At 55.1% G+C, this 16,723-nt stretch carries 18 protein-coding genes; 9 read left to right on the top strand and 9 right to left on the bottom strand.

The window, feature by feature from the left end; all coding sequences use genetic code 11:
- Nucleotides 1-429: 429 nt before the first annotated feature.
- Together J4864_RS08125 and J4864_RS08120 are read right to left on the bottom strand one after the other, a co-directional pair.
- Nucleotides 430-2,001 (bottom strand): Rne/Rng family ribonuclease, encoded by a 1,572-nt coding sequence (locus tag J4864_RS08125; protein WP_211815250.1) that lies wholly within the window; start codon nucleotides 1,999-2,001, stop codon nucleotides 430-432.
- Between the two features lie 318 nt (nucleotides 2,002-2,319).
- Complete coding sequence (locus J4864_RS08120) at nucleotides 2,320-2,598, bottom strand: HU family DNA-binding protein (protein ID WP_007366744.1); 279 nt, start codon at nucleotides 2,596-2,598, stop codon at nucleotides 2,320-2,322.
- 272 nt (nucleotides 2,599-2,870) lie between these two features.
- Between J4864_RS08120 and coaW the strand changes: the two genes are divergently transcribed.
- Complete coding sequence (gene coaW, locus J4864_RS08115; RefSeq protein ID WP_211815249.1) at nucleotides 2,871-3,701, top strand: type II pantothenate kinase; 831 nt, start codon at nucleotides 2,871-2,873, stop codon at nucleotides 3,699-3,701.
- A 42-nt stretch (nucleotides 3,702-3,743) separates the two neighbouring features.
- Here the strand turns inward: coaW and J4864_RS08110 are convergent, their stop codons facing one another.
- The gene (locus J4864_RS08110; RefSeq protein ID WP_211815248.1) at nucleotides 3,744-5,171 is read right to left on the bottom strand and encodes a sodium:solute symporter; all 1,428 of its coding nucleotides are present in this window, start codon (nucleotides 5,169-5,171) and stop codon (nucleotides 3,744-3,746) included.
- Nucleotides 5,172-5,357: 186 nt separating this feature from the next.
- Here J4864_RS08110 and J4864_RS08105 point away from each other — a divergent pair, with 186 nt between their 5' ends.
- Nucleotides 5,358-6,719 carry a TrpB-like pyridoxal phosphate-dependent enzyme gene (locus J4864_RS08105; RefSeq protein ID WP_211815247.1) on the top strand — a complete coding sequence of 454 codons (1,362 nt, stop codon included), beginning with the start codon at nucleotides 5,358-5,360 and terminating at the stop codon, nucleotides 6,717-6,719.
- 109 nt (nucleotides 6,720-6,828) lie between these two features.
- Here J4864_RS08105 and J4864_RS08100 read toward each other — a convergent pair whose 3' ends face one another.
- Nucleotides 6,829-8,817: an OPT family oligopeptide transporter gene (locus J4864_RS08100; RefSeq protein ID WP_211815246.1), complete on the bottom strand. Its 1,989-nt coding sequence runs from the start codon at nucleotides 8,815-8,817 to the stop codon at nucleotides 6,829-6,831.
- Nucleotides 8,818-8,903: 86 nt separating this feature from the next.
- Here J4864_RS08100 and tsaA point away from each other — a divergent pair, with 86 nt between their 5' ends.
- Nucleotides 8,904-9,566 carry a tRNA (N6-threonylcarbamoyladenosine(37)-N6)-methyltransferase TrmO gene (gene tsaA, locus J4864_RS08095; RefSeq protein ID WP_211815245.1) on the top strand — a complete coding sequence of 221 codons (663 nt, stop codon included), beginning with the start codon at nucleotides 8,904-8,906 and terminating at the stop codon, nucleotides 9,564-9,566.
- Between the two features lie 766 nt (nucleotides 9,567-10,332).
- Here tsaA and J4864_RS08090 read toward each other — a convergent pair.
- Both J4864_RS08090 and J4864_RS08085 read right to left on the bottom strand, forming a co-directional pair.
- A complete protein-coding gene (locus J4864_RS08090) occupies nucleotides 10,333-10,494 on the bottom strand; it encodes a hypothetical protein (RefSeq protein ID WP_211815244.1) in 162 nt (53 codons plus the stop codon).
- 439 nt (nucleotides 10,495-10,933) lie between these two features.
- Nucleotides 10,934-11,086 (bottom strand): hypothetical protein, encoded by a 153-nt coding sequence (locus tag J4864_RS08085; RefSeq protein WP_211815243.1) that lies wholly within the window; start codon nucleotides 11,084-11,086, stop codon nucleotides 10,934-10,936.
- Nucleotides 11,087-11,110: 24 nt separating this feature from the next.
- Here J4864_RS08085 and J4864_RS11975 point away from each other — a divergent pair, with 24 nt between their 5' ends.
- Entirely contained in the window at nucleotides 11,111-11,173 is a 63-nt protein-coding gene (locus J4864_RS11975) for a hypothetical protein (RefSeq protein WP_211815392.1), read from the top strand.
- Nucleotides 11,174-11,755: 582 nt separating this feature from the next.
- Here the strand turns inward: J4864_RS11975 and J4864_RS08075 are convergent.
- From J4864_RS08075 to J4864_RS08065, 3 genes are read right to left on the bottom strand one after another with little or no spacing between them, the layout of a single operon-like run.
- Complete coding sequence (locus J4864_RS08075; protein ID WP_211815242.1) at nucleotides 11,756-12,067, bottom strand: hypothetical protein; 312 nt, start codon at nucleotides 12,065-12,067, stop codon at nucleotides 11,756-11,758.
- 4 nt (nucleotides 12,068-12,071) lie between these two features.
- Nucleotides 12,072-12,425 carry a phage holin family protein gene (locus tag J4864_RS08070; RefSeq protein WP_007366735.1) on the bottom strand — a complete coding sequence of 118 codons (354 nt, stop codon included), beginning with the start codon at nucleotides 12,423-12,425 and terminating at the stop codon, nucleotides 12,072-12,074.
- 9 nt (nucleotides 12,426-12,434) lie between these two features.
- Nucleotides 12,435-12,650 (bottom strand): YtxH domain-containing protein, encoded by a 216-nt coding sequence (locus J4864_RS08065; protein WP_007366734.1) that lies wholly within the window; start codon nucleotides 12,648-12,650, stop codon nucleotides 12,435-12,437.
- Between the two features lie 229 nt (nucleotides 12,651-12,879).
- Here J4864_RS08065 and J4864_RS08060 point away from each other — a divergent pair, with 229 nt between their 5' ends.
- From J4864_RS08060 to serS, 5 genes are all read left to right on the top strand, one after another.
- Nucleotides 12,880-13,377: an SPOR domain-containing protein gene (locus J4864_RS08060; RefSeq protein ID WP_211815241.1), complete on the top strand. Its 498-nt coding sequence runs from the start codon at nucleotides 12,880-12,882 to the stop codon at nucleotides 13,375-13,377.
- Nucleotides 13,378-13,797, top strand: a complete 420-nt coding sequence (gene ruvX, locus J4864_RS08055; RefSeq protein WP_211815240.1) for a Holliday junction resolvase RuvX — start codon at nucleotides 13,378-13,380, stop codon at nucleotides 13,795-13,797.
- A 106-nt stretch (nucleotides 13,798-13,903) separates the two neighbouring features.
- Nucleotides 13,904-14,464, top strand: coding sequence for a peptide deformylase (gene def / locus J4864_RS08050; RefSeq protein WP_211815239.1), 561 nt, complete (start codon nucleotides 13,904-13,906; stop codon nucleotides 14,462-14,464).
- A 5-nt stretch (nucleotides 14,465-14,469) separates the two neighbouring features.
- The gene (locus J4864_RS08045; protein ID WP_211815238.1) at nucleotides 14,470-15,120 is read left to right on the top strand and encodes a tetratricopeptide repeat protein; all 651 of its coding nucleotides are present in this window, start codon (nucleotides 14,470-14,472) and stop codon (nucleotides 15,118-15,120) included.
- A gap of 97 nt (nucleotides 15,121-15,217) precedes the next feature.
- A complete protein-coding gene (gene serS, locus J4864_RS08040; RefSeq protein ID WP_211815237.1) occupies nucleotides 15,218-16,507 on the top strand; it encodes a serine--tRNA ligase in 1,290 nt (429 codons plus the stop codon).
- Nucleotides 16,508-16,723 lie beyond the last annotated feature (216 nt).

The raw sequence follows: 16,723 nt of genomic DNA, 5'->3' as shown, positions 1-16,723 counted from the left end.
GCCTTCAAACAAGGCCTCTTTGCCTGCTGACTGACGGCCGTCTGCCATGCAGTCGGGCATCTTTTCGGAGGTGCTTCGTATGTTGCTGTCTGTCAGGTGTCTGCGGACTCTCCTCTGGACTTTTCTGTTTTTCTCTCCTGCTTTTTCCCGGGCTGGCGGGAAACGGGCGGCGGGAGGGATTGCCGTAGAGTCTGGAATGGTAAAGAAACAGGACATAATCCACAATCTTTCTTGACCTGTCATACGGTGGTGTCCGTCTATGGGAGCGGCCGCCCCCTGCGTCTCCGAGGGCTTTGTATCCGGTTCGGGAGACGGTGGGGGAGGGCTGTCTCCGTACATACACAACGGTCCGCTGTCTCCTCATGGAAACAGCGGACCGTCTGTTGTCTGTCAGCCTTTCGTTTTTATCCGACGACTTAGTTCTGTATGTCAGGATTTGTCGTTCTGCTCCTTCATGTCGATGAACTGCTGTTTTGCATCATAGAACTCATACTGCAGGAAACCGAGTTTCTGTGACGGAATGACGTGAACCCCCGTCCCGTATTTCATCTGCCACTTTCGTTTCAGCGAGACCAGGCCCTTGTTGATGTAGGCCGCAACGTAGGGATGCACGTGCAGATAGAACTTCCTCACGCCCACCTTGTTGACGAGGCGGTCGATCTTCCGTTCCAGCTGGTCGGTGAAGAGGATGCTTGACCGTATTTTCCCCGTTCCGAAGCAGGTAGGACAGTTCTCGTCTACATCCACGTCCATTGCCGGGCGTACACGCTGGCGGGTGATCTGCATCAGTCCGAACTTGCTCAGCGGAAGGATGTTGTGGCGGGCACGGTCCTTCTGCATGTTCTTGCACATCCGTTCGTACAGCATCTGGCGGTCCTCGGCCAGATTCATGTCGATGAAGTCGACGACGATGATTCCCCCCATGTCACGCAGCCGGAGCTGGCGAGCCAGTTCGTCGGCGGCGCCGAGGTTGGTGTCGAGCGCATTCTGTTCCTGCGCTTTCTCCTTCGTCCTGTTCCCGCTGTTCACGTCTACGACGTGCATGGCCTCCGTGTGTTCGATGATGAGGTAGCAGCCGTGTCCGTAGTTGACGGTCTTCCCGAAGCTGGACTTGATCTGCTTCGTCACGTCGAAGTTGTCGAAGATCGGCACTTTTCCGGTATATCTCTTCACGATGCCCGCCTTTTCAGGGGCTATCAGAGAGACATAGTGCCGGACGGCCGTGCAGATTTCCTCGTCGTTGACGTAGATGTTCTCGTACGTCGGGTTGAAGAGGTCGCGCAGCATGGCGACCGCACGTCCGGTCTCTTCGAAGATGAGCTGCGGGCGTTCCTGTGTCTTCTGCACCCTCTGGATGGCTTCGTTCCACCGGTTCAGCAGGACTTTCATTTCAGCGTCCAGTTCGGCGACCCGTTTGCCCTCGGCCACCGTGCGTACGATCACGCCGAAGTTCTTGGGCGTGATGCTCTGGATGAGCTGCTTGAGCCTTGCACGTTCTTCTCCGCTTCTGATCTTCGACGAGACGCTTACTTTATGCCCGAAAGGAATAAGCACCAGGAACCTGCCGGCGAAGGAGATCTCGCCTGTGAGGCGCGGGCCTTTGGTGGAAATGGGTTCTTTGACAATCTGCACCATCACCTCCTGTCCTACCTGCAGCGTGTTCTGGACGGTGCCGTCTTTCTGCAGATCGGGCAGGCGGCTGGCTTTCTGGATGGGATAAAGCCGTTTGCGGTCGCTCTGTACCTGTTTCAGGTATTTCGCATAGGAGTTGAACTGACCCCCTAAGTCAAGATAATGAAGAAAGGCATCGCGCTCATAACCTACATCTACAAAGCAGGCGTTGAGTCCCGGCATCAGTTTCTTGACCTTTGCCACGTAGATGTTTCCAACCGAGAAGCTGGCCTCCCTCGGCTCGCGCTGGTATTCGACCAGCCGCTTGTCCTCGAGCAGGGCAATCGATATTTCTTTCGGTTGGGCATCAATAATTACTTCGCTTGTCATTTTCTTCGTTTGTTGTCACTACCACCCGGCGGTCGTGCTGGTCGCTGTCGACAGCTGCCGGATGATGCTTCCAGATAATAAAAAAGCGGAACCTGCCGTCGCACTTCCAGGGAAAAGAAGTCTGCTGCGATGACACGCCCCGTCATGTTTAGAAAGTCTGTTGCAAGGGCTTTCGGCCTGTGGGGCTTACTTGCTCTTGTGTCTGTTCTTTCTTAATCTCTTCTTACGCTTGTGCGTAGCCATCTTGTGTCCCTTTTTCTTCTTTCCGTTTGGCATAGCTTTAAATTGTTTTAAATTGTTATTGTATTTTCTGTTCGATTACTTCTTCATATCCTCGATGAATACCTTGGCAGGCTTGAAGCTCGGGAAATTGTGGGCAGGAATCGTGATCGTGGTGTTCTTGGATATGTTGCGTGCGGTCTTCTCGGCGCGGTGCTTCACGATGAAACTGCCGAAACCACGCAGGTAAACGTTCTCCTTCTTTTCCAACAAACTGCCCTTGATAGCCTCCATGAAAGACTCAACTACGGCTGAGACGTCCTTCTTGGCGATACCCGTTGAGGTCGCTATCTCATTGATGATGTCTGCTTTCGTCATTTTGTTTTACGCTTTATTGATGTTATTTCTTTGTTCGTTCGTTATAACGGAGTGCAAAGATACTCATTTTCAGCTTAATAGAGAAACTTTTTTATGTCTTTTTGCAAAATATCTTGGTATCTGTCCGAAACTCCCGGCTTTTTTGTATCTTTGCGGCGTGGTAACCCGTGCTTCGGGCTGGCCTCGGGCCGCGTGCCGGAAGGAGCGGGGGTAGCAGAACGGTCCGGCCGCTGTGAGGCCGGGGCGTGGCGGTATTAATATATATAAGGTGTATGAAGATTTCCATTGGCATTGACGTGGGCATCTCGACGACGAAGATCGTCGGGATCAGAGAGGGGAAGGTGGTGAAGCCGCTGCGGATCAAAGCCACCGATCCTGTGACTTCTCTGTACGGTGCGTTCGGGAAGTACCTGTACGACAACAAGATCGACCTGTCCGATGTGGAGCGGGTCATGCTCACGGGGGTGGGCGCCCACTATATCAACAAACCGGTGTATGGGCTTCCTACGGAGAAGGCGGATGAGTTCCAGGCGGACGGACTGGGTGCCCAGTTCGAGTCGAAGCTGCAGCGGATGATCGTCGTCTCCATGGGTACGGGTACATCACTTGTCCTCTGCGACGGCAGCAAGATCCGTCACATCGGCGGCATCGGCATCGGCGGCGGCACGCTGAGCGGTCTGTCGCGTCTGCTCCTGAAGACGGACGACTTCAAGGAGATCATCGCATTGGCCATGAAAGGCGACATCTCCCGCATCAATCTGCAGATCAAGGACATATCCACCAATCCGCTCCCCGGACTTCCGATGGATGCGACGGCCTCGCTCTTTGCCAATGCGCAGGCGAATGCCAGCCGGGAGGATCTGGCCCTGGGACTGGTCGGACTGGTGCTGCAGTCCATCGGGTCGGCCACGATCCTGAGTGCGCTCAACAGCGACATCCGCGACTTCGTGCTGATCGGCAACCTGACGCTGCTGCCGCAGTGCGAACTGCTTTTCCCGGTGATGGAGAAGATCTATGACGTGCGTTTCATCATCCCGAAGTATTCGGAGTACTGTACGGCCATCGGCGCGGCCTTGCAGGCAAGCAGGAGGGGGAAGGAGTAAGGAGGAAGTCCCGGGGACGGCAGCGGAAAGCCGCCCGGAGGACTACCGCGCGGGGGCTGTCTGCCGTGACAGCCAGCATCCGGAGAAGGTGATCAGGCCGTTCAGCATCAGCAGTTCATAGCCGAACTGATAGCCTGTCGTTTTCGACGCGATGGTGTCGAGGGCGAAACAGATGACCGGACTGGCAACGGCGACGTAGGGTATGACCCGGTCGTTGACGCTCCGTTTCGTCAGCAGACCGAAGGAAAACAGACCCAGGAGCGGTCCGTAGGTGTAGGAGACGATGGTGTAGATGGCATCAATCAGGCTCGTCGAATTGACCAGACGGAAGACGAGGATGAACAGCACGAACACGACGGACACGCCGAGATGCGCCTTCCTGCGCAGCCGTTCGTCCTTCTCCCGGTTGCAGATGTCGACGCAGAAGGTCGTGGTGAGGGCTGTCAGCGCCGAATCGGCACTGGAAAAACAGGCCGCTACGATGCCGATGGTGAAGAGGATGACCACCCATGTGCCCAGCTGCCCGCCTGCCACCGCCTGCAGCATGAGGTCGTCGGGAAGGGCCGGCAGCGGCTGTCCGGTCCTGGTGAAGTACATCATCAGCAGCACGCCCAGCGACAGGAAGAGCAGGTTGGCCGGCACAAAGGCGAATCCGTATGTGCACATATCCTTCTGCGCCTCGTGCAGGGTCTTGCAGGTGAGGTTCTTCTGCATCATGTCCTGGTCCAGTCCCGTCATGACGATCACGATGAAAATACCGCTGAGAAACTGTTTCCAGAAGTTCTGCTTCGGCATCCAGTCGTCGAAGACGAAGATGCGGCTGTGGCTGTCTGCGGCTATTGCGCGGGCCGCTTCGGGGAGTGTCATCCCGAGGGTATCAACCACTTTATATATTATAAGCAGAAGTGCGAGGAGCATGCAGAGGGTCTGGAAGGTGTCTGTCAGCACGAGCGTGCGGATTCCCCCGCGGCGTGTATAGAGCCAGATGAGTGCGACAAGGACGGTGACCGTCACAGGGAAGGGGATGCCGTACGCATCGAGTACGAACTGCTGAAGAATCATGCAGACCACATAGAAGCGGACGGCGGCACCCGTCATCTTGGACAGCAGGAAGAAGCCTGCCCCTGTCCGGTAGCTCCGCCGTCCCAGACGGCCGCGCAGGTAGGTGTAGATGGTGGTCAGCCGCAGCCTGTAATAGACGGGCAGCAGCAGAAACGCCACGGCGAAATAACCGAGTATGAAGCCCAGGCAGGTCTGCATATAGGTCATGTCGCCCGCCATCACCATGCCCGGCACGCTGACGAAGGTGACCCCCGAGATGCTCGCTCCGATCATGCCGAATGCCACCAGATACCACGGCGACCTGCCGTTTGCACGGAAGAAGGCTTCGTTGTCGGCCTTGTGGCCGGTGGCTCTGCTGATTAACAGTAAGATGCAGAAATATGCAAGAATAGTACCGATGATAATCATAGCGGCGGCAAAATTACGAAAAATATCAGGATTCCGTGCATTTAGAAAATCTTATTTTGTACTTTTGCAGTACATCCCCGTGTCCCGGGGAAATCTATCTATCCTATAGAGGAGATCTATCCATCCTATAAAGGAGATCTATCCATTCTATAAAGGAGATCTATCCATTCTATAAAACAGAACAGTATGGCACACCAGAAAAGATACCTGCTCGACGAGCAGGACATTCCCACACAGTGGTACAACATTCAGGCGGATATGCCGGTCAAACCGCTTCCTCCCCTCCATCCTGTCACCCACAAGTCCATGAAAGCCGAGGATCTTGCCGAGATCTTCAGCATGGAATGTTCCCGTCAGGAGCTTGACACGGAGCACGCATGGATTGACATTCCGGAAGAGGTGCTGGATATGTACCGGTATTACCGTTCGACACCGCTCGTCCGTGCCTACGCCCTGGAGAAAGCCCTTGACACGCCGGCCCACATCTACTTCAAGAACGAAAGCGTGAATCCGCTGGGTTCGCACAAGGTCAACTCTGCCCTTCCGCAGTGCTACTACTGCAAGCAGGAAGGCGTTACGAACGTCACCACGGAGACCGGCGCCGGCCAGTGGGGGGCCGCCCTGTCCTATGCCGCGAAGGTGTTCGGGCTGGAGGCGGCTGTCTACCAGGTGAAGATTTCCATGCAGCAGAAGCCTTACCGTTCGTTGATCATGCGTGCCTTCGGTGCGATGGTGGAGGGGTCGCCCTCCATGTCGACCCGCGCCGGCAAGGACATCGTCACCCGCGACCCCATGCATCCTGGCTCTCTGGGAACCGCCATCTCCGAGGCCATCGAGCTGGCCCGGACGACTCCCCGCTGCAAATACACCCTCGGTTCTGTCCTGAACCACGTAGCCCTGCACCAGACCATCATCGGTCTGGAGGCCGAGAAGCAGATGGCGATGACCGGCGAATATCCCGACAAGGTGATCGCCTGCTTCGGCGGCGGAAGCAACTTCGGCGGCATCGCTTTCCCTTTCATGCGGCACAACATCCTTGACGGAAGACATACGGAGTTCATTGCGGCAGAGCCCGACAGCTGTCCGAAGCTGACGCGCGGCAGGTTCGAATACGACTTCGGCGATGAGGCGGGTTATACGCCGCTGCTGCCGATGTACACCCTCGGGCACGACTTCAAACCGGCGAACATCCATGCCGGCGGGCTGCGCTACCACGGTGCCGGTGTCATTGTGAGCCAGCTCATCAAGGACGGCTATATGCATGGCATGGACATCCCGCAGCTGGAGAGCTTCGAGGCCGGCATCCTCTTCTCCCGCACCGAGGGCATCATCCCCGCTCCCGAGAGCTGCCATGCCATCGCCGCCACCATCCGCGAGGCGAAGAAAGCAAAGGAGAGCGGCCGGGAGGAGGTTCTTCTCTTCTGCCTTTCCGGTCACGGACTGATCGACATGACCGCCTACGATTCGTACATCAACGGCGACCTGCAGAACTATACCCTGTCGGATGAAGACATCGTCCGGAATCTCCGGACTGTGCCGAAAGTGTAGTACACACTGCGCAGAATCCGCCAAGCAGAACCTGACAGTCAGCCCAGAGACAGAAGCCCCCGCCTTTCCGCAGCATACAGCCATGCGGAGAGGCGGGGGCTTCTGTTTCTTATGCAGCCTTCTCTCTCTTGTCCGGCCGGGTGGCCAGGATGAAAAAGAGAATCAATGCGGCGTATGCTACGAGCGAAAGCAGCTCGGAGAGGTGGTTTTCCCACCAGGCGGAATAATCACACTCGATGCCGCCGAACTTCAGCAGCGCAGAGACGACACCCATCAGCGCACCGCCGGCAATGAAGCCCGAGGCCAGCAGCGTACCCTTGTCGCCGCGCGCCTTGTTGACGGCCTCGTCCTTGGAGCGGGTGGTCACGTACCAGTTCACCGCACCGCCTACCAGCAGCGGAATGTTCAGTTCCAGCGGAATGAACATACCCAGGGAAAACGCCAGGGCCGGCACTTTGCAGCGGTCGAGCACGAGGGCGATGACAGCGCCGATGCCGTAGAGCACCCACGGCGCGCCCTGTCCGCTCATCAGCGGCTTGATGACCGCCGCCATCGCATTGGCCTGCGGAGCGGCGAGCTTGCCCGAGTTGAAGCCGTAGGTCTTGTCGAGGACAATCATCACGCCGGCTACCGTCGCCGCAGAGATGACCGTGCCGAGGAACTTCCAGGTCTCCTGCTTCTTCGGTGTCGTCCCGAGCCAGTAGCCGATCTTCAGGTCGGTGATGAACGAGCCTGCCATCGACAGTGCCGTGCAGACCACGCCGCCCATCAGGAGTGCCGCCAGCATTCCGGCGTTGCCTTTCAGTCCTACGGCCACCATGACGACGGAAGCAAGAATCAGCGTCATGAGCGTCATGCCCGATACCGGGTTGCTGCCCACGATGGCAATGGCGTTGGCGGCCACCGTAGTGAAGAGGAAGGCGATGACAGCCACAAGGAGAATGCCCACGACGGCATGGAGGAGATTGAAGTCCATCACGCCCAGATAGAAGAAGAGGAAGGTCACGATAAGCGTGGCGATGCTCCCGAAGGCGATGATCCTGAACGAGATGTCGCGCTGCGTGCGGATGACTTCGTCCTGTCCGCTGCCTTTCCCTTTCATCTCACGGGTCGCCAGTCCGACGGCGCTCCTGATGATGCCCCACGACTTCACGATGCCGATGATGCCCGACATGGCGATGCCGCCGATGCCGATGGAGCGTGCATAGGCCTTGAAGATGGCTTCCGGCGCCATCTGTCCGACGGTTGTCGTGACGGACGGATCCCACTGGTTCAGTACGGTGTCGGGGAAGACGAGGGCCATGCCCGGCACGATGAGCCACCAGACGGTAAGCGAACCCATGCAGATGATGAAGGCGTATTTCAGCCCGATGATGTAACCCAGTCCGAGGACGGCGGCACCTGTATTCACCTTGAAGACGAGCTTCGCCTTGTCGGCAACCGTTTCGCCGAAGCCGATCATGCGGCTGGTCACGTTCTCGTTCCACCAGCCGAAGGTCGCCACGGCGAAGTCGTAGAGACCGCCCACCAGGCCCGCCATGAGCAGCGGCTTCGCCTGGCTTCCGCCCCTCTCGCCGCTCACGAGCACCTGTGTCGTTGCCGTGGCCTCAGGGAAAGGATATCTGCCGTGCTGGTCCTTGACGAAGTATTTGCGGAAAGGAATCAGAAAGAGAATGCCCAGCACACCGCCCAGTGCGGCGGCGATGAAAATCTTGAAGAAGTCGGCCTGCAGGTCGAGCATATAGATGGCCGGCATGACGAAGATGCCGCCTGCCACGACGGCACCCGAGCAGGCACCGATGCTCTGGATGATGACGTTCTCGCCCAATGCGTTCTTCCGCTTCGTGGCGGACGACAGGCCGATGGCGATGATGGCGATCGGTATGGCCGCCTCAAACACCTGCCCCACCTTCAGTCCGAGGTAGGCGGCGGCTGCCGAGAAGAGCACGGCCATGAGGATTCCCCACGTGACCGACCACGGGCTCACCTCCCGGTAGGTCTTCTGCGGCGACATGACCGGTTCGTATGTCTCGCCGTCTTTCAGCTCTCTGAAGGCGTTTTCAGGCAGTTCAATGTTCTGGTTCGCTTTATTTTCCATTGTCTGAATAGTATTATTTGCTTGCAAAGATAAATAAAATTCGTTTATCCTGTATCAGTTCACAGCAAAATATTACCTTTGTCAGCATGAAAGAAATCAAACCCATTGCCTTTTTCCGCTCTCCGCTGACCTCGAAGTTCGGCATCCCACGGCAGAGTGGACTGGCCGGCAGCCTCGTCGGCAGGATAGTCTTTGAACCTCCCTACCGGCGTGAAGAGGCACTGCGCGGACTGGAAGACTTCGATTATCTCTGGCTGGTCTGGGGCTTCTCGGCCAACCGATCCTCCGATGGCGTGCAACTCACGGTACGTCCTCCCCGTCTGGGCGGCAATGTGCGGCTGGGCGTGTTTGCCACACGGTCGCCTTTCCGCCCGAACGGGCTCGGCCTGTCGTCTGTCCGCATCCGGCGGATCATGGACGGAGAGATAGAGGTCGCTGGCGCCGACCTGATGGACGGGACACCCGTCTACGATGTGAAGCCTTACATCCCTTACGTTGACAGCCATCCGGAAGCCAAAGGCGGTTTTACGGACAAGAAGGCATGGCAGCTCCTGTCTGTGACTGTTCCCGATGAGATGGCAAGGCTGTTCGGTGCGGAGGAGCTTGCAGCCTTGAAAGAGGTGCTTGCCCAGGACCCGCGGCCGCAGTACCAGCACGATGCCGGCCGTATCTATGGCATGCCGTTCGGCGGCAAAGAGGTGCGGTTCAGGGTGGAGGGCGGCGTGCTGGAGGTTGTCGGGGTAAGATGAGGCCGGGAGGGTGAAGAGATGTGAGGCGTACCTTCTGTGTGTCAGCCGTCCGCTCTCGCTTTTCAGAGTACTGTCAGGTTTCCTCTCCGCTCCCGGGGACAGGTTGTCAGCGTGTTTGCCTTCCGCCCATTGGGTGTTTACCCTCCGCACGCCTGGTGCTCAGCCTCGACACACCTGGTGCGGAGCATCGGCACATCGGCAGGAGACGGTCCGGCGGGTTTATTGATTCGATGCCTGTCCATCAGCCTGTCTTTCCGTCTTCTACAAACAACTTATTCCCATATCATCGGTGTTTGTAAACTGTTTTCATGCAATCAAAGCCGATACGTGCTCTTCTGGCTTCTAAAAGATGCCTGATTGACCTGCAAGGGGTGCTCTCTTAGCGTGTTACCAACGCCCTTTTGAAGTCCAATCAAGCACCTTTTGTAAACGGCTTAATAACCGACTGATTGACTGCTTGTTGCAAACCTGCTTTTTTGTACGTATTCTTTTTATCTGCAGATGATCTGTTTGAAATTATGTAATGACTTTTCAAAATCTTATCTGTATTTCAGCGTATTAAGTTGAAAAGGCTTTTGTATCGGAGGAGGATAATAGAATAGACGAGGGTGTGTCAAAATGCAAATTAATAATTTGACAACTTTCAAACTATAAGCAGGTTTCCGGTTCTTCCGCTTTTCGGATTGATAAGTTGCGGAAGATCTTTGTATCGGCGGATGATAATAAAACTTTAGTAACAGATGGTCATGAACGAAAGGCCATCCTTTTAGTGACTCATGATGTACCGGTAGACTGGATAGCCGAATATCGGGGTCAGCAACGTCATGCAGACGAGGTAAAGTAATTTAATGACGAGACCATGCCCTCTGCATAAAATCGGCATGAGAACGAGTGCTATAATAAAAGATATGCCTTGTATCAGTTCCATAAATCTAATGTTTATTTTAATGCAAATATAAATGTTTATTAGGAACAACGCAAGTTCATCCTCGAAAATCTCCACCTCTATTGCCTTGAACAGTTCGAGGACAACTTCCGGTACCATAGTATTGTCGAGGGCTTTTATCGTTTCCTGTCACCATCTTGTAAAAGGAATGTTCTGTGTGGTGATGTTGGGACTAACAAATGTCAATGTCTTATATTGCTAAAGTTTTCCTCTTTTGCTATTCAGCTCTATTTCCACTTGCAAAGTTATTTAAACACTTTATCAGCAGGGTATTTCACATAGTATCAATGTATGTTGACGGCCGGTTCGCAGTCATTTTCCATAGGGGCTGGAGACAGCAACCTGGCAAGGGGCATCATTTTCTCGGTTCTTCCGTTTTTCAGGTTGATAAGTGACCAATCTCCAGAATATCAGTACTACTCTATCTTACTTTCATTGCTTTGCTTTCTTTTGTTTGGGGTTCATACAATCGTTTTGTTACCCCGTCAATCATTTGTTCTGGCATAGACAAAAGCAGCTCTTGCATCATTTCACGCTCTTTCCCCAACATCTCCTCTGGTGTAGTTGGTGACATCTTGGGCATCACGTTACCAATGCAGTGTTAGAAGGAACAAACAACAGAATAAAGATCCTAAAGAGAAAAGGGTATGGAATAGGATAATGAATACTTCAATCCGCTGTTATTGGAATTAAAGGATGAGACCGTCGATGTAGGATGATCACCAACCTTATCAACCCGAAAAACGGAAGAACCAGGCTTTCCTAAAAGCAAAGAAAAGACCATTTCTTTACTCAGAATCGAGTACGGAAATGGTCATTTTTAATGAATTGTTTCAAACTGTAAGATTCTCGAAATGGTATTTGCATTTTGACACACCCTCATGTTTCTGTTTAATGAATAGTTTCGGTTCTTTCGTCAGGCTATACGAAAAGCGTCCGCGCATTTAACGGAAGAACCCGACCTCTGGCATAGAGGAAAGCCGTGAGGGGACTATCCGGAGCAGGGACGATCCTCTCCCGTCTGTCTGCAAACGGTCTGTTTTACGGACAGGCGGGGGACAGCTGTCCCTGCTGTTTATCTGTCATGGGCATTTGGGGAATGCCGTCGTTCTTTACCTTGTTGCCAGAGCCGCCGGCTGTTCATCTCTCTGTCGGCTTCGCGGTCCTTGCTCCTTGTGGTCATGCTGTTCGTCCGTCTGTCGGACTTGTCTTCCTCTGTCAGCCGGTCTGTCAGCCGTCCTGCTCAACCCTTCTTCTTCCTGAACAGGCTGAATCCGTTCTTTCCGAGGAAGTTCCCTGACCGCCTGCCTCCGAAGGTCCGGTACAGTTTCCAGCCTAAGATCAGTCCGTCCAGGATGCCGGCACCCGTGGTGACGGCGCCGGAGAAGCGTCGCGTGGGGGTGTTCTTGGCTTTCGGCTTGTGTACAAGCTCGTTCCAGAGTCCGGCAATCCTGTTGCCGTCCTTGATGATGTCCGTACGCAGCTGTGCCTTGCGCAGCCGGATGTCGTTCAGTGTACGGTATTCGGAATCAGGGTGTGTATTCTGGTTGGTCATAAGCCTATTTTGACATGAAGAGACTCCCCAGGAACCTTACCAGAGGGCGTTCGACCAGTCTGTGCCGCAGTGTGACAAAGACAATGAGCATCAGCAGATAAAAGCCGCCGACAAGGAGAAAGGCCCCGATGAACGATCCCACCAGCGGCTGCAGGGCGTATGCAGCGGCGAAGGAGAGATAGATGAGCGAGATGAAAAGAATGATGCAGAAGACCGCCACTACGGTCAGTACCGTCAGCAGCCGGACCACTTTCTCTATTACATCGAGCTTCACGTACTCCGACTGAAGCCCGATGTAATGTTTCAGCACTTCTATGAGCTGTGCTATTGTCTCTACGTTTCTGTCGTTGGAGAACATCTCTGCGTGTTAGAGGGCTTCAGCAGCCGCATCCTTGATGTCTTCGACGAAATCGTCAGCTTCCTTGCGGCTGAGCTTGATGTCGTGCTTCTTGCAGAAGTCGTCTACTGCGTCAGCAATCTTTGTACGTGTGTCGGTTCCCTTTTCCGGAGCCAGCAGAAGTCCTAAAGCCGCGCCTGTGATGCTGCCACAGAGAAACGCGCCGATGTAACCTAATGTCTTCATAATCTCTTGTTGTTTTTATTGTGAGTAATGTTTGTTCCTATTCAATCGCAAATATAGACAAACTTTCTTATACCGGCAATACAGACCGGCCTATTTTGTGTTAAAAAACTTGCAAATTCTTTATTTAACAAACTTTAGATGCGTTATTTTTTCACTTCTGCTTCTTATTTCGTAACTTCGCACGATAAAAGCAGAACAATAAGTATAACCAATAAATAACTAAAGGATTATGAAGAAATTTATGGTTTTGGGTGCTGCGATGTGTGTGGCGATGGCCTTCACGGGCTGCAAATCCAGCGAGAGCGCATACAAGAAGGCATACGAGAAGGCAAAGGCGCAGGATCATCAGGCGGCTGCCGACAATGACGACAATGCCGCCCAGCAGGAGGCTCCCGTCGTAGCGCCGGTCGAGACACAGCCTGTCACCCAGACACCTGTTGTCGACAACTACGACAACGAGCCGGTCCGCCGCGAGAATGTGTCGGTTGTCAATGGCGCAGGCCTGAAGGCTTACAGCGTTGTTGTCGGCTCGTTCAGCATAAAGGCCAATGCCGAGGGTCTGCAGCAGCGTCTCAGAAGTGCCGGATACGATGCACAGGTGGCCTACAATGCCGGCAACAATATGTATCGCGTGGTAGCTTCCACGTACGACAGCAAGGCCTCTGCCGTCCAGAGCCGGAACCAGCTCCGTGCCACTTATGCCGATGCGTGGCTGCTCTCCAGGTAAATGGGCAGAATCTTAGCAATCGATTACGGAAAGAAACGTACAGGATTAGCGGTCACCGACCCGTTGCGCATCATCGCCAACGGGCTGGCGACCGTTGCTACGTCCGGACTTTTCGATTTCCTCACGCGGTATATAGCGGAAGAGCCCGTGGACCGGCTTGTCATCGGGAGGCCTGTGCAGCCCAGCGGTGAGCCGAGCGAGAATCTCGTCCGCGTCGAGCAGTTTGTCAACCGCTGGCGCAAGGCGCACCCAGAGTTGCCCATTGACTATTATGACGAACGCTTCACGTCTGTCCTCGCCCATCAGGCCCTGATTGCCGGAGGGGTGAAGAAGAAGACGCGGCGGGAAAACAAAGGCCTCGTGGACGAGATTTCGGCTACGATCATCCTCCAGGATTACATGAAGGCCAAGGGGATCTGACGGATGACAGGCTGACGGCTGATGAAGGGTACCGGCGGTCTGTCGCCGCCGCCGTCTCCTGCTCTCCCGCCTTTCCGCATTGCGCTTAACAAGAAAAAGAATCAATATGGTATTACCCATTTACACATACGGTCAGCCGGTGCTGCGGAAGGTCGCAGAGGACATTCCCCTCGACTATCCCGATCTCCCCGAGCTGATTCAGAATATGTTTGAGACCAACACCGCCAGTGATGGCGTCGGTCTGGCGGCCCCGCAGATCGGGAAGTCTGTCCGGGTCGTCGTGATCGACCTGGATGTCCTTTCTGATACTTTCCCGGAATACAAGGACTTCCGCCATGCTTTCATCAACGGACACATCCTCGAGTTCGACGACTCGGAGACGGAGACGATGGAGGAGGGCTGTCTCTCGCTGCCCGGCATCCACGAGTCGGTGACCCGGGCAAAACGCATCCACGTGAAGTATCTTGACGAGCACCTCAAGGAGCACGACGAGTGGGTGGACGGCTACCTTGCGCGTGTCATCCAGCATGAGTTCGACCATCTTGAAGGACGTGTCTTTACGGACCGCCTCTCCGCCTTCCGCAGGCAGATGATCAGCGGCAAGCTGAAGGCGCTTCTGCAGGGCAAGGTCCGCTGCGGCTATCGTGTGAAGGTCCCACGCAGGTAAATCCGATGACGGTGCGTGGTATCGTAGTAGCCTTGCTATGCCTGCTGGCAATGCCGTCGGCCGCCCAGTACAACATCCGGAAGATGATGGAGGAGGGGAGGCGGACGCTCGACCAAGGATATTATGTTACTTCCATGCAGCTCTTCTCCCGCATCGTCGCCCTGCAGCCCAATCTCTATGAGGCCTGGTACCTGATGGCGCTGGCGAAGTATCATCTTGAGGACTATAAAGGAGCAGGCGGAGATTGTCGTCGTGCGCTGGCGCTGCAGCCTTATATCGCCGAAATCTATGATCTTTACGGCATGGTCAGTATCCGCGAGGGGCATTACGACAGTGCCGTTGTCGCCTACACCCATGCCCTGGACATCTGTTCCGACAACCGGGATTACTGGTTTAACCGTGCTTACAGCCTTTATCAGGCCGGTGACAGGCAGGCCGCTCTCCGCCAGCTGGATTATATTCTCCGCCGCTGGCGTTCCTTCGATACGGCGGCTCTGCTGCGTGCAGACATCCTCGCCGGGCGCAGGCCCAGGCCGCAGCCTGTCCGTCCGGACGGACCGCCGCTGCCGGCATTGCCGGGATTGCGGACGGAAGGGGACGGCGGATCCGTCCTGATGAAAAACAGACCGCTTGTCCGGCTGCCGGTCCGACGGTGATGCTCCTGTTTAAATTAAGTAGGACAAATGTTGTTGGATTATAGAAGATTTTTTTGTAACTTTGCTCTCAGAAACGAATTAATAAAGAAAAGAAATTATGCTTACATTAAAGCTCATCAGCGAAGAGACCGAACGTGTCATCAAAGGACTGGAGAAGAAACACTTCAGCGGTGCGCGCGAGGCAGTCGAGAAAGTGTTGGAATATGACCGTCTGCGTCGTGAGACTCAGCAGAAGCTCGATACGAACAAGCAGAAGCAGAACCAGCTCTCCAGACAGATCGGCGGACTGATGAAAGAGGGGAAGAAGAACGAAGCTGACAGCATAAAGGAAGAGGTGGCAGAACTGAAGTCGGCCGACAAGGCGCTTCAGGAAATCATGGAGAAGGCACAGAAAGACATGACGGACGTGCTGCTGACCATTCCGAACATTCCCAACGACGACGTCCCGGAGGGCAAGGATGCCAGCGACAATGTCGTTGTGAAAGAGGGCGGGCAGAAGCCCGACCTGCCTGCGGATGCGCTGTGCCACTGGGATCTGCTGAAGAAGTTCAATCTGGTAGACTTCGACCTCGGCGTGAAGATCACCGGTGCGGGATTCCCGCTTTATATCGGCAAGATGGCACGTTTCCAGCGTGCCCTGGAGGCCTTCTTCCTCGATGAAGCGCGCAAGAGTGGCTATCTGGAGGTGCAGCCGCCATTGGTGGTGAACCAGGACTCGGGGCTTGGCACGGGTCAGCTGCCCGACAAGGAGGGGCAGATGTATCATGCCAATCTCGACGACCTATACCTTATCCCGACGGCTGAGGTGCCGGTGACCAATATCTTCCGTGATGAGATCCTCGACGAGCAGGATCTGCCTGTCAAGCGTTGCGCCTACTCCGCCTGTTTCCGTCGGGAGGCAGGGAGCTATGGCAAGGATGTACGCGGACTGAACCGTCTGCACCAGTTCGACAAGGTGGAGATCGTCCGCATCGACAAGCCGGAGCATTCTTACACTTCCCTGGATGAGATGCTGGAGCACGTCGAAGGGCTGCTGAAGAAGCTGGAGCTGCCTTACCACATCCTGCGTCTCTGTGGCGGCGACATGAGCTTCACGTCTGCCATCTGCTATGACTTCGAGGTATGGAGTGCGGCACAGGAGCGCTGGCTGGAAGTCTCCAGCGTGTCTAACTTCGAGAGCTATCAGGCCAACCGCCTGCACTGCCGCTACCGTCATGCCGACGACAAGAAGATAGAACTCTGCCATACGCTGAACGGCTCGGCGCTCGCCCTGCCGCGTATCGTGGCGGCCATCATCGAGAACAACCAGACTCCGGAGGGTGTCCGGGTGCCGAAGGTACTCGTGCCTTACTGCGGCTTCGAGATGCTGGATGAGAAGATGGACTGAGCCTCCTTCCCGCTTCCTCTCTGCATGGAGAGGGTGGCGGACGGCGGGGGCTTCCGCTCCTCTTATCCTCTCTCTTGCGTGCGGAAGGGGGCGGCCTTTCTTCCCCTCCCCGTACGGACGACCTTCCCCGGCAGGGGATTCTCCTCTCTCCCAGAATCGATCAAAGAAACATACGAAAACCTATAATCACCTTTTAAAACAACCTCATCCGACAGA

The organism is Prevotella multiformis (genome assembly GCF_018127985.1).
GTDB lineage: Bacteria > Bacteroidota > Bacteroidia > Bacteroidales > Bacteroidaceae > Prevotella > Prevotella multiformis.
The sequence above is the reverse complement of the archived record's forward strand: the minus strand, read 5'-3'. Positions and strand labels throughout refer to the sequence as shown.

Coding starts and splice junctions, on each gene's coding strand:
- J4864_RS08060 (WP_211815241.1), top strand. CDS start 12,880: ATGAAGAAATTTATGGTTTTGGGTGCTGCGATGTGTGTGGCGATGGCC.
- J4864_RS08090 (WP_211815244.1), bottom strand. CDS start 10,494: ATGGAACTGATACAAGGCATATCTTTTATTATAGCACTCGTTCTCATG.
- coaW (WP_211815249.1), top strand. CDS start 2,871: ATGAAGATTTCCATTGGCATTGACGTGGGCATCTCGACGACGAAGATC.
- J4864_RS08105 (WP_211815247.1), top strand. CDS start 5,358: ATGGCACACCAGAAAAGATACCTGCTCGACGAGCAGGACATTCCCACA.
- J4864_RS08065 (WP_007366734.1), bottom strand. CDS start 12,650: ATGAAGACATTAGGTTACATCGGCGCGTTTCTCTGTGGCAGCATCACA.
- def (WP_211815239.1), top strand. CDS start 13,904: ATGGTATTACCCATTTACACATACGGTCAGCCGGTGCTGCGGAAGGTC.
- J4864_RS08110 (WP_211815248.1), bottom strand. CDS start 5,171: ATGATTATCATCGGTACTATTCTTGCATATTTCTGCATCTTACTGTTA.
- J4864_RS08075 (WP_211815242.1), bottom strand. CDS start 12,067: ATGACCAACCAGAATACACACCCTGATTCCGAATACCGTACACTGAAC.
- J4864_RS08085 (WP_211815243.1), bottom strand. CDS start 11,086: ATGTCACCAACTACACCAGAGGAGATGTTGGGGAAAGAGCGTGAAATG.
- serS (WP_211815237.1), top strand. CDS start 15,218: ATGCTTACATTAAAGCTCATCAGCGAAGAGACCGAACGTGTCATCAAA.
- J4864_RS08070 (WP_007366735.1), bottom strand. CDS start 12,425: ATGTTCTCCAACGACAGAAACGTAGAGACAATAGCACAGCTCATAGAA.
- J4864_RS08120 (WP_007366744.1), bottom strand. CDS start 2,598: ATGACGAAAGCAGACATCATCAATGAGATAGCGACCTCAACGGGTATC.
- tsaA (WP_211815245.1), top strand. CDS start 8,904: ATGAAAGAAATCAAACCCATTGCCTTTTTCCGCTCTCCGCTGACCTCG.
- J4864_RS08100 (WP_211815246.1), bottom strand. CDS start 8,817: ATGGAAAATAAAGCGAACCAGAACATTGAACTGCCTGAAAACGCCTTC.
- J4864_RS08125 (WP_211815250.1), bottom strand. CDS start 2,001: ATGACAAGCGAAGTAATTATTGATGCCCAACCGAAAGAAATATCGATT.
- J4864_RS08045 (WP_211815238.1), top strand. CDS start 14,470: ATGACGGTGCGTGGTATCGTAGTAGCCTTGCTATGCCTGCTGGCAATG.
- ruvX (WP_211815240.1), top strand. CDS start 13,378: ATGGGCAGAATCTTAGCAATCGATTACGGAAAGAAACGTACAGGATTA.